Origin of the sequence: Streptomyces sp. Je 1-369 (assembly GCF_026810505.1) — a bacterium.
GTDB lineage: Bacteria > Actinomycetota > Actinomycetes > Streptomycetales > Streptomycetaceae > Streptomyces.
Window position 1 is genome coordinate 5129347 of the sequence record NZ_CP101750.1, and the last position, 14154, is coordinate 5143500.

At 69.6% G+C, this 14154-nt stretch carries 15 protein-coding genes; 6 read left to right on the forward strand and 9 right to left on the reverse strand.

The window, feature by feature from the left end; genetic code table 11:
* Positions 1-106 precede the first annotated feature (106 nt).
* The 5 genes from NOO62_RS23385 (at position 107) to NOO62_RS23405 (ending at position 3497) form a co-directional block, all read left to right on the forward strand.
* Positions 107-406, forward strand: coding sequence for a WXG100 family type VII secretion target (locus tag NOO62_RS23385; RefSeq protein WP_150185642.1), 300 nt, complete (start codon positions 107-109; stop codon positions 404-406).
* 119 nt (positions 407-525) lie between these two features.
* The gene (locus NOO62_RS23390; protein WP_268772845.1) at positions 526-831 is read left to right on the forward strand and encodes a hypothetical protein; all 306 of its coding nucleotides are present in this window, start codon (positions 526-528) and stop codon (positions 829-831) included.
* Positions 831-2204, forward strand: coding sequence for a hypothetical protein (locus NOO62_RS23395; RefSeq protein ID WP_268772846.1), 1374 nt, complete (start codon positions 831-833; stop codon positions 2202-2204). Before NOO62_RS23390 ends, NOO62_RS23395 begins: the two co-directional genes overlap by 1 nt.
* Positions 2204-2899 carry a hypothetical protein gene (locus NOO62_RS23400; RefSeq protein WP_268772847.1) on the forward strand — a complete coding sequence of 232 codons (696 nt, stop codon included), beginning with the start codon at positions 2204-2206 and terminating at the stop codon, positions 2897-2899. The genes NOO62_RS23395 and NOO62_RS23400 overlap by 1 nt, the downstream gene beginning before the upstream one ends.
* A 1-nt stretch (position 2900) precedes the next feature.
* Complete coding sequence (locus NOO62_RS23405) at positions 2901-3497, forward strand: hypothetical protein (RefSeq protein ID WP_268772848.1); 597 nt, start codon at positions 2901-2903, stop codon at positions 3495-3497.
* 60 nt (positions 3498-3557) lie between these two features.
* Here the strand turns inward: NOO62_RS23405 and NOO62_RS23410 are convergent, their stop codons facing one another.
* Both NOO62_RS23410 and NOO62_RS23415 read right to left on the reverse strand, forming a co-directional pair.
* On the reverse strand, positions 3558-4655 hold the full coding sequence (locus NOO62_RS23410) for a hypothetical protein (RefSeq protein ID WP_268772849.1): 1098 nt from the start codon (positions 4653-4655) through the stop codon (positions 3558-3560).
* Complete coding sequence (locus tag NOO62_RS23415) at positions 4646-5320, reverse strand: hypothetical protein (RefSeq protein ID WP_268772850.1); 675 nt, start codon at positions 5318-5320, stop codon at positions 4646-4648. The genes NOO62_RS23410 and NOO62_RS23415 overlap by 10 nt, the downstream gene beginning before the upstream one ends.
* Before the next feature lie 384 nt (positions 5321-5704).
* Between NOO62_RS23415 and NOO62_RS23420 the strand changes: the two genes are divergently transcribed.
* Positions 5705-6307, forward strand: a complete 603-nt coding sequence (locus NOO62_RS23420) for a hypothetical protein (protein WP_268772851.1) — start codon at positions 5705-5707, stop codon at positions 6305-6307.
* A 13-nt stretch (positions 6308-6320) separates the two neighbouring features.
* Here NOO62_RS23420 and NOO62_RS23425 read toward each other — a convergent pair whose 3' ends face one another.
* The 7 genes from NOO62_RS23425 to NOO62_RS23455 form a co-directional block, all read right to left on the reverse strand.
* Positions 6321-6938 (reverse strand): hypothetical protein, encoded by a 618-nt coding sequence (locus tag NOO62_RS23425; RefSeq protein ID WP_268772852.1) that lies wholly within the window; start codon positions 6936-6938, stop codon positions 6321-6323.
* Positions 6935-7663 carry a hypothetical protein gene (locus tag NOO62_RS23430; RefSeq protein WP_268772853.1) on the reverse strand — a complete coding sequence of 243 codons (729 nt, stop codon included), beginning with the start codon at positions 7661-7663 and terminating at the stop codon, positions 6935-6937. Before NOO62_RS23430 ends, NOO62_RS23425 begins: the two co-directional genes overlap by 4 nt.
* Positions 7653-8093: a hypothetical protein gene (locus NOO62_RS23435; RefSeq protein ID WP_268772854.1), complete on the reverse strand. Its 441-nt coding sequence runs from the start codon at positions 8091-8093 to the stop codon at positions 7653-7655. The genes NOO62_RS23430 and NOO62_RS23435 overlap by 11 nt, the downstream gene beginning before the upstream one ends.
* Positions 8087-9442, reverse strand: coding sequence for a putative T7SS-secreted protein (locus NOO62_RS23440; RefSeq protein WP_268772855.1), 1356 nt, complete (start codon positions 9440-9442; stop codon positions 8087-8089). Before NOO62_RS23440 ends, NOO62_RS23435 begins: the two co-directional genes overlap by 7 nt.
* 59 nt (positions 9443-9501) lie before the next feature.
* Positions 9502-9795 carry a hypothetical protein gene (locus tag NOO62_RS23445; RefSeq protein WP_150216924.1) on the reverse strand — a complete coding sequence of 98 codons (294 nt, stop codon included), beginning with the start codon at positions 9793-9795 and terminating at the stop codon, positions 9502-9504.
* Positions 9796-9958: 163 nt separating this feature from the next.
* On the reverse strand, positions 9959-11422 hold the full coding sequence (locus NOO62_RS23450) for a hypothetical protein (RefSeq protein ID WP_268772856.1): 1464 nt from the start codon (positions 11420-11422) through the stop codon (positions 9959-9961).
* A complete protein-coding gene (locus NOO62_RS23455; RefSeq protein ID WP_268772857.1) occupies positions 11412-13883 on the reverse strand; it encodes a hypothetical protein in 2472 nt (823 codons plus the stop codon). Before NOO62_RS23455 ends, NOO62_RS23450 begins: the two co-directional genes overlap by 11 nt.
* Between the last annotated feature and the right edge of the window lie 271 nt (positions 13884-14154).

Below are 14154 nucleotides of genomic sequence, written 5' to 3' on the forward strand. Positions count from 1 at the left end.
TCCGCCCCACCCGTAAGCTGCTGGCGCAAGAGCGGAAGATCACACCATCCGCGTTACGGGAGCCACGGGGGTTGGCCCTGCGGCGAGTTGATTGGGAGAGAGCCTCATGGCCAAGGACCTTGATGTCACATATCAGGACATGCGAGACGCGGCCAAGCACGTGGTCAAGGAGAAGGACAAGCTCAACGAGAAGCTGGACGGCCTGAAGAAGTACATCAAGCACCTCGTCGAGACGGGCTTCGTCACGAAGAGCGCCTCAAAGGCGTTCGACGAGAACTTCGACGAGTTCGTCGAGGGCGCGAAGAAGACGATCGACGGCCTGGACGGCATGGGCGACTACCTGACCAACGCCGCGGACAAGTACGAGCAGATCGACGACGAGCTGGGCAAGGCTGCGCGCAAGTAGCCGGGAGCTCGGCTCCGTCGGGGCGGGAACGGCGGCACGCGCCCGCCGTTCCCGCCCCGCTCTCGTTGTTCGCAGATGAGAAGTGACGGGTACCACGTCGTGAGAAGAGGGGACGTCTCTTGGGGGAGTACGCGAGGATCGACGACCTGAACGTCATCCGTGAGATGGGTGTCGGGCTGGGCAGGATCAAGGACGCGTTCGACGGCCTGGACAAGCTGAAGGGCCAGTACGAGGATGACTTCGGTGAGCACGATCTGTCCTGGCAGTTCGGGGACTTCGTAGACAACTGGGACAAGCATCGCGAGGAGCTCGGCGACGAGATCAAACGTCTCGGAGACATCGCGAAGGCCGCGGCGAAGACGTACGAGAAGATCGACAGCGAGCTGGCCAAGGCGCTCCGCGACTCCGACAAGAAGAAGCCCTGATGGCCGGCGCACGACCCAGGGACTGGCAGCCGCTCGCCGACCAGGACCCGATCCCCGGAGACCCGGACCGCCTGGAACAGCTGGGCCGCAAACTCCGCAAGACGGCCGACGAGCTCGAGCGCCAGGTACGTCACCTCAAGGCGGCGTCGGAAGTGACGTCGTGGGACAGCGACGCCGGGAAAGAGTTCCGCGAGAAGGCCAAGAAGTGCCGGGGCCGTCTGGAGGCCGCGCACAAGCGCTACAAGACGGTGGCCGACGCGGTCGGCGACCGGATCGTGGACCACGGAGCCGACTACGAGTCGAACGCCTCGGCGCCACCCGGCAGTTATGCCACGGAACTCCACCGCGCCCAGCGGATCGCCGAGATCGCCCGGCAGGAGGCCCAGGAGGCGGAGGCCGACAAGAGTGCCGCCAAAAAGAGCCTCGACGGCCTCTCCGGGAAATCCGACAAGGGTGACGGCGCCAAGGGGGACGACAAGGAGCGCAAGGAGAAGCTGGAAGACCGGGCGGAGGCTGCCGGGAAGTCCCTGGAAGCGGCCCGCGACAAGCTGAAGAAGGCGCAGAGCATCCGCGACGACGCGGCGCGCAAGGCACGTGATGCCATTGACGACGTCATCTCCGACGATGCGCTCAAGGATGGTTTCTGGGACGACTTCTCCCAGGTCGTGGACGTCGTGGCGAACTGGACGGAGAACATCTCCAAATGGGCCGGTATCGCCGCTCTCGCGGTCGGTTGGATTCCCATCGTCGGCCAGGGGCTGGCAGGATTTCTCGGCGCCGTCTCCATGGTGGCCACGATCATCAACATCGCCTGCACGGCCATTCAGGTCGGTATGGGGGATGAGTCGTGGACGGCGCTTGCCACGGCTGCGGTGGGGTTGCTGATGATGGGCGCGGGCAAGGCGATGACCAAGGTCAGCGGTCGGTACGCCAAGGGGTTGGTGGACCGTATGCAGGCTGCCAAGAGCGGCAAGCTGACCGGCCGACAGCTCAAGCGCACCCGTCAGAAGTTCAACCGTGAGGCGGGATTCGTCAAGGGGCTGGAAAAGGGCGACATCGGGAAGTCGATGCGGGAGCCCGTGACCGAGCTGTTCAAGGGGTCCACGTGGAAAGACGGCTTCAAGGGTGGATACCGTGAGATGGGCCGAGTTTTGAAGGAACGCGGGAACGGCAGCCACCTGAAGGGGATCGGTAAGTCCTTCACCTTGGCGGACTCGTCCGCGGCATCATCCCTTGGTGAAGCCAAGGACCTGGGCAAGGGCCTGAAGGATGTCGGGTTCGATGTCAACAAGCTGTCGCGCAGGGCGACGCAGCTGAGCGTGGCCGGCAGCGGCGTGACCGCTGGTGGCCTCTTCGTCGACGAGGTGTCGTAATGGAGCATGAGCAGCAGGGCGCGAACGGAACTCCGCCGGGACCGGAGGACGATTTCGTCGTCGAATTCGATTTCGACGGCGGTTGGCTCGGGCTCACTCTTCACGAGGGCACCAAGGCGGAAGCCCGGCAGCTGGCCGCAGACCTGGTGGCGCAGTTCGACCCGCTGTGCCTCGATGTCAGCAAGGCAGCGCTCCAGCAGGAACTGGAGGAGCATGCCCTGTCCGTCCAGGAGTCCGGACCGCTCCTGGCCGCGGTCGCCTACACCGACAGCGGCGTGTTCCTGGCGGATATGGCGGTTCTCGCCTACGGAGAGGACGGTGTCACACGACCCTCCCCAAAAGAGTACGAGGGGATGCTGTTGAAGTGGTCCTACGCCGAAGTGAAGGGCGACGCGCAGATCACCGAGGTCGAGTTGCCGATCGGGCCCGCTGTCCGGGTACAGGCGGTGCTGGTCGAGAAGCGGCGCTTCGGCTGGGGCAAGAAGCTGAGTGAGAGCGTCCGGTACTGGGTCTGGCCGACCGGCCACGAGGAGATCCTGCTGGCCGAGGCCAGGTGGCTCAACTTCGAGCGTACGGACGAGCTGACTGATCTCGTGGACCGCATCATGCCCTCCCTGCGCCTCGTGCCCGTCCCCCCGGAACCCACCCACCCGGAACCCGGCCCGGCCGCACCCGAATCCCCCCGTGAGCTCTGACATGCCCCTCCGTACCGAATGGGACACCCCTCCCACCGACTACACGATCTTCGTTCCGGCCGGGTGGTTCCAGCTGCACCTCGACCCCGACGAGCGTGACCGCGGTATCGCCGCACTTGCCGACCGCCAGTTCGAAGGCATCGACAACGCGCCCGTTCTCAAAGAACGCCTCATGCGGGATCTGCAGAAGCAAGCGAAGGCCGCCCACCGCGAGGGCGGTGTCGAGCTGTACATCTCGCTGCTGACCGTCGAGGGTCTCCCGCTGGCCTCCTCACTGCTCGTGAGCCTGCTCCCGGACGGCTGGCCCGGCTGCGGCACGGCGCACGACCTGGCCCGCAGACTCACGGAGACGGGGCGTCCCGCCGAGGTGCGGAAGCTGGACGCCGCGGGCGACGCCGTACGGACGGAGAAGACCGAAGCGGCCGACCCCGAACGCCAGATGGGCAACACGCTCGCGACGACCACGGTGACGTATCACGTCCCGGTCCCCGCGAGCAGCCAGTGGCTGAACCTCACGTTTTCCACTCCCATGGAGGGCCTGGCGCAGCAGATGGTGGAACTGTTCGACACCGTGGCGGGAACGCTGCACTGGGAGTAGGCCGCCGCACCAGGACCGGCGCGGTGCGAGTGGGGCGGGTCACCGGCAGGCCGCCGCCCCTCAGCGGTTGATCGACTGGATCTCCTCCACCGTGACGTCCTGGACCGCCTCGATCTTGCCGTCAGGCATCGGCTCCGCCGCACCCTGGCCCGTGCCCGTCCAGCTGATCTCCCAGGTGAGGGAGGCCTTGAGCGGGAACGTGGAACCGGCGGACGAGCGGCCGTAGACGATGCCGCAGGGCGGTGTCTCCTTGGACTTGCCCTTCGCGTACGGCTCGCCGATCGTGTCGCCGACGATGGGGCACTCACCGTTCGCGGGGAGCGTGGTCGCGTCCGCCGTACCGGGGTCGAGCGTCAGCGACTTGGGCTTCGCGGTCGTCGTCGCCTCGAGGTGGAAGCCGGGGATGTCGATCTCCGCCGTCGCCTTCACCTCGTCGAAGGCCGCCTTGTCGAGCCAGGCCCACGTCGGCAGCTTCACCTTGGCCGTGCCGTCGGGGGCGAGGGTGACCTTGGTCTTCGGCAGTTCCATGTGCTGGTAGGCGAGCGCCGCGAGGATCTCCGGGCTGATGGCTTCCTCGTGCTGGGGCGGCGGTGCCTCGCCGTTCTCGACCCAGAAGGGGATGTCACTGCACGAGGTCCGCTTGAGGTAGTCCGGCTCGTCGGGGTTCTCGAACGCCGCCCAGAACATCCCGTCGCCGTCCTTGTCGACGTTGTAGTCCTTGTAGCCGGGGGTGTCCGTCCAGCCGTAGTCGTCCTCGTAATGGCGCTGCAACTCGTTGATCGCCGCGCCCGCGTGCCCGGCCATCCCGGGTGCGCTCGTGGCGTCCTCGAGCTCCTTGGACATCTTCTTCTTGAATTCCTTGGCGCCGTACTTCGGGGCGTACCAGCAGGGCGGGGGCGTCCAGTTGACGTCGGAGGACGTCACGTTGCCGCTGCCGCCGCCCTTGGTCACGGAGCCGGAGTACGTGACTTTCGCGGCGGCGTAGATGCCGTTGCCGGACTTGTCGCTGCCGCCCTGCTGTTCGGTGCTTCCGCCGTCGCCGTTGCTGCTGGGCTCCGCGGCGTACGCCGGTGCTGCGAGGGCTGATGCTCCGACGGCGAGTGCCAGGGCCGCCACGCCGGTACCGAGCGTCGTGAGCCGTGATCTGTTCACTGGCATTGCTTGGCCTTCGTCTCGACGAACACCTTCGTTGCCTGCCACAGACCGTCACCTGTGGGGAACTTGACCATCACGATCTTGAAGTGGTCGTAGTCCTTGATGCTGGGCTTGCTCTTCAGGACCTTTCCGGTCTTGACCTCTTTGCCGTAGAACTTGCTCGAGTCGACGCAGAAGGCGACCTCCACCGACTTGCCGTTCGGGGCGGACCGGGTGGTGGCCTGGTAGTGGCGCCGAGTCCCGGTGGCCGTCCAGCCGCCGTCGATCCGGCCGTCGATCTGCACCTTCGCGTAGTGCAGTCCGCCGCCGGTGGAGTACGCGGACACCGCCGCGTCCTTCGACGTGCGCTTGTCGACGCCCCGATAGATCGCCCGCATGAAGTTCGCCGCGTCATCCATCGCCGCCGCCTCGTTCTCGTCCTTCGGCTTGGCCCAGTCGAAGACCAGATTCATGCTCTTCGGCAGCGATACGTCGACGCCGTCCGGCTTGTCCGCGGCCGGGGCGTCCGACGGGGCCGCCGACTTCTTCGGCTTCGCCGGGCCTACGTCGGCTCCGGCGATCTTGTCCTTGTCCTTGGAGTCACCGTCGCCCCCGCCGCCGCATGCCGTCAGGAGCAGGGCAGCGGTCGCGGCGAGCGCGGCGGTGACGGGCATGGTGCGGCGGTTCACGGTCGGCTCCCGGTGAGGCGAGGGTGGGGTGACGGGTGTCTTCGGCGTGCCGACGTTAACCATGGGGTTCCGGGTTCCGCCAGGGTTGAAAGTGCGGTGATAGCGGGGCAAGTCGCCTGATACCCACGGACTGTCACCGTGTCGTGACGCGGGGGTTCGGGAGTGCGATCTTCCGCTCGGGCGCGATGGTAGTTTCCTCTACAGCCATGTAGTAGATGTCGTAGGTGTCATAGGGGTGGGCATCCAGCGCGCACGCACGGGGGTTCAAGTGGCCGGTTCCGATGAGGTCGACGACAAGCTCGTCGAGCAGATCGAGGAGATCGGCGGCTGGGTCGAGTCGACGCGGAAGACCTTCGAGAAGGCCGATCTCGACTGGAGTCGCCCGTGAGCTGGCCACATGTGGACTACGACACCGACCTGTGGATGCAGATCCCGCACTCCTGGGAGGGCACGCCGTGGAAGGGCCCCAAGGAGTGGGGCCGTGATCTGTCCGAGGCGTGGTGGGGTGACAGCGGCCTGGAGCCGACCCGCAAGGACGTCAAGCTCCTGGCCGCGACGCTGCGCTCCTGCGCGGAGCGATTCCCCTTGAGCCACCCCGAGTTCGACGTCTACCTCCATCTGCCCGACCCGCGCCTGATGCCGCTGCCGGTGTACGTCGCCTCGATCGAGGCGGACGGTGACCGGGACGCGAGCCTGCGTGCCCTGGTCACCACGGACGACCCGGCCCTCGTGGAGAAGCCGATCGTGGAGGACTTCACCACGGAGTCGCTCGGCACGGGCCTGCGCTCCCTGCGCTACACGCAGCTGACGGAGGCGGACGCCGGCACGCTCGTCGCGGGCGTGCGGTACGCCTGGCGCCACGAGGCGACCGATTGCGATGTCGTGGTCATCGTGTCCGCCCCCGATCCGCGACGGGTGCTGGGCGCGATGGACGACCTCGACGACTTCGTACGGCGCATCGGCATGCCGGGGCCGCCCGCCTCGTGAGCGGGGCAGGCTCTCAGGGAGCCCACACGCTCAGGGACCGCGCCAGGTTCTCCAGGTCCTCCGCCGCCCGCATGACGTGCGCGATGTCCTCGGAAGCCGTCCAGATGACGACGTCCGCACCGTGCTCATCGACCTGCCACGCGTAGCGCACGCAGGCCAGCAGGTGCGGGGAGCCCTCCTGCGGTACGTAGCGGAAGGTGGTCATGCCCTTGCCGAGCCGGTCGGACTTGATCGTCTTCACGACCGGCGGTTCGACGGCGCTCCTGTCGTCCGCCTCGGTGAGGGCGCGGAGCGTCTCCTCGCGCGGTCCCGTGGCCGGGCCGAGCGCCGCGCAGACGGGGAGCGGGACGTCGGCCGGGTGGTCGAGGTGGAGGAAGAGCCAGTGGTCCGAGCCGGGCGGGGCGAGGGCCTCGGCGGTGCGTTGCAGGGTGCCTGCGACGAAGTCGACGCCGTTGGGGCCGGGGTCGAGGTCGCTGTCCGTCCACAGGTCCTCGGCGACTTCCCGGGCCCATACGCCGATGTCGTCCCACTCGGGGAAGGGGGCCGCCCGCCCGGCACGGGGCGGGACCATCACCCACGCGTCGTCGTCGACGTCCTCGATGTCGAGGATCGGCCAGAACAGTTCACTCATGGTCGGCTCCAGCGGAAGTTGGCCATCACCGCGTCGAACCACTCGACGAGCGCTTCGGCCAGCTCGTCCCGCGGGTCTCCGCCCCCGACGGTCGAGAACGCGGCGACGAACCAGCGGTCCGGGTCGGCGGGCACGGACAGGATGTACTCGACGCGCCGCGACGCGAGCTCGGCGCCCTTGTCCGGCGCGGCGTCGGCGATGTGCTCGCGCCGTACCGCCAGCGCGCCGTCGATCTCGCCCGAGCTCAGGTCGGCGTCCGCCACACCGTCCCGACCGTCCCGCGACAGCAACTGCACGGCCACCTCGGTCGGTTCGGACGTGGATGGCGGCTGTCCGGGACGCCGGGGCACGACCGCTTCGGAGACGAGGATCGAGGCCCCGACGTTGAAGTCGCCCATGGGCTTCACCGGCAGGTAGAGGTCCAGGCCCTTGCCGCGCTGGGCCTCGGCGACGGACGCGCGGAAGCGGCGCTCCAGCTCGCGCTTGTACGGGGTGATCTTGTCCCGCGGGGCGTCGGCGGGGATACGGGCGTACGCCTCGTCCAGGATGCGGCGAACGGCGTCCTCCGTGCCGTGGCGCAGCGGGATCTGGGCCCACTCGGAGGGCAGCAGGACGCGGTAGCCGGTGGGCGGCAGCTCGACGGCCGACTCGGCGGAGTCGACGGGCTCGGCGTAGTCGGCAGGCTCGGCGGAGGGGCCGTCCGGTATGGGGTGGTCAGCGGGCACTTGGCTGTTCCTTGCGGTTGAGGTGCCACATCCCGGCGAAACCGGCGAGGGAGGCGGCGACGGCGATCCAGTGCACCAGGACGTTCTGGCCGAGCGCGAAGGCCAGGGCGTAGAGGAAGTAGAGGGCGAGCGCGATGCGCAGGAGCGAGCGCTCGCCCTCCAGCCGCCGCCAGTCCTTGGGGGCACGTGCCAGCCAGATCAGCAGGCCGGGGGTGAGCGAGCACAGCGCCCATTCCCACGTCGGCGACGGCAGCAGTTCCTCGTCGAAGAAGTCCTTGGTGGCGGGGGTGGCGAACATGCGGAGCAGGGCCAGTACGAAGATCCACCGGAAGGCGGCGACGCCGATGTTCAAGCGCCGGTCCCGAGCCGCTTGGGCCTCCCGGCGGGCCTCCCGGAGCTCCCGCGCCTCACGCGGCTCGTGCGTCACCATCGCGACGTCCCCGGCACCGGCGTGGTCATCCGGTCCTTCATCCTGCTGTACTCGCCGTCCGACACCGCGTCGCCGCTCTTGTCCGCGGCGTCGAGTCCGGTGCCGACCGCCCAGGACCCCCGGAGCGCGTCCTTCTGGCGCGCGGCCTCGCGGGCGTTGTCCGCCAGTTTGGTGTTGTCCGGGTAGGCGTCACGCCACTTGTTGATGTCCTTCATTTGCTTGCCGAGCTTGGCGTCGCCGAGAACACCGGCCTTTTCCTGCGCGGTGATCTGCGGCATCTCGGCGTCGCGCACCTCGTCGCCCGCCTTCTTGCCGGTCGCGCGGTTCTTCTGCTCCATCTTCAGGCGGCGGGCGCGGTTTCTCTGGCGGTCGCCGCCCGACCGGCCGCCGCCCTTCTTCTCGCCCTTGGCCGCGTTCTTCATGGCGTTCTTACGGGTCGCCGCCGCACCGGACTCGGCGCCTTCCTTGGCCACTCCCGCCGCCGTTTTGCGGGAGCTCTGCTGCAGCATCTTGATGGCCTTGGCGGCCTTCACGCCGTTGCGCGCCATTTTGAGCGCGCCGATGTCCATGACGACGTCGAACCACGATCCGTTGCCTGTCGCCGCCTGTACCAGGTGGGCGAGGGCGACGACGGCGGTGAGTGCGAGGGCGACGACACCGAGGATCGGGAAGAACATGGCGGCGATGCCCACGATCGTGGCCGCCCAGCTCAGAATGTCCGCCCAGTCACCGATCCAGTCGGCGTCGCCGACCCAGGCCTTGAAGTCGTTCCACCAACTGTCTTCCATGTCGTCGTCGATGGACTTGCGGATCTTGCCGGCGTAATGGCTCGCGCGCTCGTCGTAGTCCCCGGCCGCGGTGTTGAGGCGGCCGCGGGCGTTCGACAGGTCTTCCTTGGCCTTCTTCAGGGCGGGATCCTCCGTGTCGGAGTCCTTGTCGCCCTTCTTGTCCTTCTCGTCGCCGTCCTTGGCCTTCTTGTCGGAATCCGGTTTGTTCTCGTGGGTGTCGATGATGCGCTGGGCGTCCTTGGCGTCGTCGAGTGCCTTGTCCGCCCGCTTCTGGAACCCTTCGAGATCATCGGCCCAGCCGGAAAGGTGGCCCTTCACCTCGCGATAGCGGTCCTCGGCCTCGTCGAGCTTGCGGCCCAGGGCGCGGGAGTCCTCACCGAGCTTCTCCGCGTACTTTCCCTTGAGGTTGTCCGCGTCGGCCATCGCATTGAGCGCCTCTGCCTGCGTACGCAGATACTCGGCGATCTTCTTCATGTGCTTGACCTGCTCGCGCACCGCGACGGGATCGCCCGGTACGGGATCGCTCTCGCGCAGTGGTTGCCAGTCCTTGGGCCGTGCCATTTCCTTCTCCCCCGAATGAACCTGAATGCTCGTGATTCCGACCGTGCTGAGCGGCTGCCCTACTTCTCCTTCTTGCCCTTCTTCGACAACTGGTCCTCGAGCTTCTGAAACGCGTCCCGCGTGTTCTCGACCATCTTCCCGACCTCGTCGAGGGATTCGAGAAGTCGTTTGCGGTTCTTGTCCCAGTTGTCCACGAAGTCGCCCATCGCGTCCTTGATGTCGGACGCACCGACCGCGGTCTTGATGTCGTCCTTCCATTCACCGAGATTCCGGAACTCTTTCTCGATGGCGCTCAGTTGACTCGCCGACTTGTTGAGCAGCTGGAAGTCGACGACCAAGTCCGATCCGGACATGTCTCCCCGTTCTCGCCGTGCTTGCCGGTTTTGTACGTGCATCCGGCCCCGTTGGCGCAATCCCTACGCTACCTATTCGGTGCGTCGCCTTGCGCGGGCACTACTTTGCCATGATCGTCATGCTTCGGCGGCTGCCGTTATGTGGATGTCCTGGGGAAGGGCCCTACCCCCGGGAAGACCCCCGCCCCCGCGAGAAGTCCCCCCGCCCCACCCGCCGCGCAAGCCCGTCCTCCGCGTCGGGGCCGCCGCCGTCGATGAGTGAGCCGTAACCCGTCGCCGCCCACACGCTCTTGGACGCGTCCACCTCGAAGTAGGGGAGCGGGGTGCCGCCGGGTCCCGAACCCGCCGATGTTCCGGTGTTCGTACCCGTACCCGTACCCGTATCCGTGAGGACTTCCGGAGCGCGGCGGTCGCGGACCGCGTGGGCGCAGTCGGTGCAGGCGGAGACCCGGAGCTGTTCGCGGTGGCCCAGGGGGCGCCAGGAGAGGGTGCGGACGGCGCGGCCGTGCAGGGGGTTGAAGAAGCAGAGGGGGAGCGGGTCCGGGGTGCCGGCGAGGGCGTCGCGTCCCTCCATGACCAGGGCGAGGACCCCGGCCAGGTCGGGCAGTCCGCGTGCGGAGTCGAGGACGGTACCGGCGGCGTCGTACGCGTCGAGGGCCCGCTGGAGGCCCGGCGTCGCCCCGGTGTCCGCCGCCCGCGCCGCCTCGCCGAGCGCGAGGACCTCCGCCTCCGCGCGTCGGCGCAGCTCGGCCTCGTCCGCGGCGCGTGCTGCCGCGAAGACCGCGCGGGGGAAGGCGAAGGGGGCGTCGGCCTGCCCGGTGCGGCGGCGGTGTGCGGAACGTACGAGGAAGGCCGCGAGGAGGGCGAGGGCGAGCGTCGGTACCGCGAGGGCTGCGATGAGGGGCCAGGGGAGACCGCCGTCCCGGCCGTCATCGGAGTCGTTGGAGTCGCCGTCCTTGGAGGTCTCCGGCTCGCGGTTCCGGGCCAGGTCCTCGTGCAGCTTCTTCGACTGCTTCTCGTACTCCGCCCTGCCGTTGCCCCGCTCGATCACCGTGACGGTCTCGGCGGTCAGGTCCGCGAGGCCCGCGTCGTCCAGTTCGTCCATGAGGTCGACCGCGTTCGCGGCGTCCTCGGCCTGGTGCGCCTCGCCGGGCCACTCGTGGCCGCGGATCGAGTCGTGGAACTCGCCGTCGGTGGTGAGGAGGATGAGGTCGCCGTCCGCCTTCGGGCTGCGGTCCCCGAGGCGGTCGCGTACGACGCCCGCGAGTGTGTCCGCGTCGCCGTTGTACGCATCGCCCTTGGTCAGCGGTACGAGGACGACCTTGATGGGCAGGCCGGTGGCTTCGATCCGCCGGACGAGTTCCTTCTGCCGGGCGGGCGGTACGGCGGACGCGGCGTAGGAAGGGTCGACGTACACGGGGGATTCGGCCAGTGCCTTCGCGATCTTCTCGCCGGGACCGGGGCCGGGACCGGGGCCGGGGCCGGAGGGAGTCGCTTGCGCGGGCGCGGTGGACGTCAGGAGGACCGCGGGAGCCAGGACGGTGGCGGCGATCAGCGCGGCGAGGGATGCCGCCACCGGCCGCCGACGGGCGATCGGCGTGGTCGGAGGGTTCGGGTCACTGGACACCGGCGTACTCCCGTACCTGGCGGATGAGTTGGGGAACTCCCCTGCGAGCTGCGGGCAGGGGACCCGCGACGTTCTCGTACGGAACGCGGTCGGCGCCGCGCCCGCCCGACGGCGACGGCAGCGTGAGGCGGCGCGTGTGGGCGAGGTCCGGCCGCTCGGTGACGAAGGCGCGGCAGGCGTCGCAGACGGGGATGGTGCGGCGCCTGGTGTCCGCCGGCGCGTACTGGGCGTCGCGCCAGCCGGTGGCCGGGCCGTGCAGCGGGTTGAGCGCGCAGCAGGGCTTGTCGGTGTCGCGGTTCGCGAGCGCGGCGCGGCCCATGCGGGCGAGGGCGACCGCGGCGGCGAGGTCGGCGGCGGGCACGTCGTCGTCCACGCGGCCGTCGGGCCCGCCGGCGTTCCGGTCGGCGAGCAGGGTGGCGGTGTCGAGGCAGTCCCACACGCGGGTGCGCAGCCCGGAGGGGAGCGCGGCATCGGGGTCGAACTCGCGGGCCAGCGCGTCGAGTTCCTCGCGGGCGGTGCGGCGGAGGTAGGCGGGGGAGGGGTCGGTGGGCGCGTCGAAACCGATGACCGCCGCGCTCCGTCCCCGGCCCTGGCTCCCACCACCACATCCACCCCCGTTTCTGGGCCGGATGACGCGGAGCCCCGGAGCGGCGGGACGCAGCCCCGGCACCGCGTGCCCCAGGATCCCGAGGACGGCGGCGACCACCAGGAAGACGAACACGGCCCCGATCGCCCCCACCAGGAGACCGGGCCAGAAGTCCGTGCTGAAGAGGCGGGGCAGGGCGGCGTCCTCGACGGGGTCGGGAGCGTCGGTGCCGAGCGACGACGTCTCGGGGGTGTCCGTGCGGGGCGCGTCGTCGAGGAACGTCAGGAGGTCGTCGAGGCGTTCGCCCAGCCGGTGGTCGGCGGAACGCTCGTCCGAGTCGTCGTAGCTGATGGCGTCGGGCAGATCGAAGGCGACGAGGTTCGCGTCGATGCGTACGCCGTACGTGACGACGTCGATGTCCCCCGTGAGCGGATCGGCGACGACGTACACGCCGGACTTGCCGAGGCCGCGGTAGAGCGCGTCGGCGAACACCTCGGGGTTGCCGCCGGACTCGTCCTCGGGCAGCTGGGGCACGAGGGCGACGCGCACGGAGCCGTAGTCGGCGTCCTTCATACGGGAGCGGAGGTCGGCGAGCTGCCGGGGCGTGAGGGGCCGGGGGCTCTCGGGGTCGCTGTAGACGGGGTCACGGCGCAGCCCGTCCGTGACGCGGTCGACTCGGGATGCCAGGTCGGCGCCGGTGGGCGGCGGCGAGGCACTGGACGTGGTCTGGTCGAAGAGGGCGGTGGCGGTGAGGGCGACGGCTGCGGCGAGGGCGAGGGCGACGGCGGCCTCGACCCAATGGAGCGGGCGGGGGCGGGACGGGGGTCGGGGCGGGGGCGCTTCCCCGTCGCCCTTCCGCAGGGAGACGACGTCGACGGCCGGGGTGCGCCGCCGTCGCCACCATCGGCGTACGTAGGGGGAGATCAGCAGGACGAGCAGCGGTAGGCCGGTGAGCGCGATGCCGGTGAGGAAGGACTGGTTGCGGCGGTCGGTGGGGCCGATGTGCAACTCGTCGGGCTCCTCGCCGCCGCCGCGGTTCGCGCCGTTCGACCCGTACTTCTCGCGGGCGGCCTCGGCCCGCTGCGCGGCCTTCTTCGGACCCAGCGCGATGACGTCGGCGAACCGCTCGAAGCTGAGCAGGGGACCGGCGTCGGACGGGAGTTCGTGGAGCTGTACCGACCACGCGTCCTCGGCGGGCGCGCGCACGCCGAAGGCGACGGCCTGGGAGACGGAGTACTCGTCGATGAGCACGTACAGCCCGTCCCGCCCGAGCCGGTCGTGCACGGCACCGAGCAACGCCTTGCTCTCCATGCTGCTCCCGGCCCCCGGCAGCACGAGCACGTAGGTCCGCACGCCGGTCCGCTCGGTGATGCCCGCGGCGATCGCGGTGTAGTCGGGGGCGGTGGAGCGGGGGACGGCGCGGGGGAGTTGGTCGGTGACGTAGACGGGGTCGGAGCGGAGGTGGGCGGCGAGGGTGGCGGCTTGGGTGCGGTCTCGGGGGGAGGGGCTGGGGGAGGAGGGGGTGGGGGCTGCGGCTTGGGTGCGCTCTTGCGGGGACTGTTTGGGCGCGGCGAGGGCGGCGAGAGCGGTGGTTTGGGTCGGTCCTTGCGGGGACCGCTTGGGCGCGGCGAGGGCGGGGGTGGCGGTGAGGAGGGGGAGGAGGCCGACGGTGAGGAAGGCGGCGAGGAGGACGGGCAGGAGGACGGGCAGGAGAACGGGCGGGAGAACGGGCGGGAGACCGAGTCGACGACGCCGCGGATCGGCCCGAACCCCGTCACCCCGCGCGGCCGCCACCCCGTTGCCGGGGCGAACCCGCCCGGCCCACGTGCGCCCCGCGCCCTCCGCTTCCTTGGCCACAGCGTCCCCCTCGTTCATGCGCCGCACTTTACTGTCGCGACGAGCGGAGGACCACGGATGCCGGGGCGGCGGGACAGGCCGACGAGATACGGGATGCGGGGGCGTCCCGCCGGGTCGGGTCGGGTCGGTCTAGGTCGGTCCGGGTCGGGTCGGGTCGGTCCGGGTAGGTCCGGGTCGGTCCGGGTCGGTCCGGGTCGGGTGGGTCCGGGTCGGGTGGGTCCGGGTCGGTCCGGGTCGGGTCGGTCCGGGTCGGGTGGGTCCGGGTCGGGTCGGGTCGGGTCGGTCCGGG

What these genes read in the sequence shown, in the direction of transcription:
- NOO62_RS23385 (WP_150185642.1), top strand. Translation starts at nt 107, where the DNA reads ATGGCCAAGGACCTTGATGTCACATATCAGGACATGCGAGACGCGGCC.
- NOO62_RS23395 (WP_268772846.1), top strand. Translation starts at nt 831, where the DNA reads ATGGCCGGCGCACGACCCAGGGACTGGCAGCCGCTCGCCGACCAGGAC.
- NOO62_RS23400 (WP_268772847.1), top strand. Translation starts at nt 2,204, where the DNA reads ATGGAGCATGAGCAGCAGGGCGCGAACGGAACTCCGCCGGGACCGGAG.
- NOO62_RS23405 (WP_268772848.1), top strand. Translation starts at nt 2,901, where the DNA reads ATGCCCCTCCGTACCGAATGGGACACCCCTCCCACCGACTACACGATC.
- NOO62_RS23410 (WP_268772849.1), bottom strand. Translation starts at nt 4,655, where the DNA reads ATGCCAGTGAACAGATCACGGCTCACGACGCTCGGTACCGGCGTGGCG.
- NOO62_RS23425 (WP_268772852.1), bottom strand. Translation starts at nt 6,938, where the DNA reads ATGAGTGAACTGTTCTGGCCGATCCTCGACATCGAGGACGTCGACGAC.
- NOO62_RS23435 (WP_268772854.1), bottom strand. Translation starts at nt 8,093, where the DNA reads ATGGTGACGCACGAGCCGCGTGAGGCGCGGGAGCTCCGGGAGGCCCGC.
- NOO62_RS23440 (WP_268772855.1), bottom strand. Translation starts at nt 9,442, where the DNA reads ATGGCACGGCCCAAGGACTGGCAACCACTGCGCGAGAGCGATCCCGTA.
- NOO62_RS23445 (WP_150216924.1), bottom strand. Translation starts at nt 9,795, where the DNA reads ATGTCCGGATCGGACTTGGTCGTCGACTTCCAGCTGCTCAACAAGTCG.
- NOO62_RS23455 (WP_268772857.1), bottom strand. Translation starts at nt 13,883, where the DNA reads ATGAACGAGGGGGACGCTGTGGCCAAGGAAGCGGAGGGCGCGGGGCGC.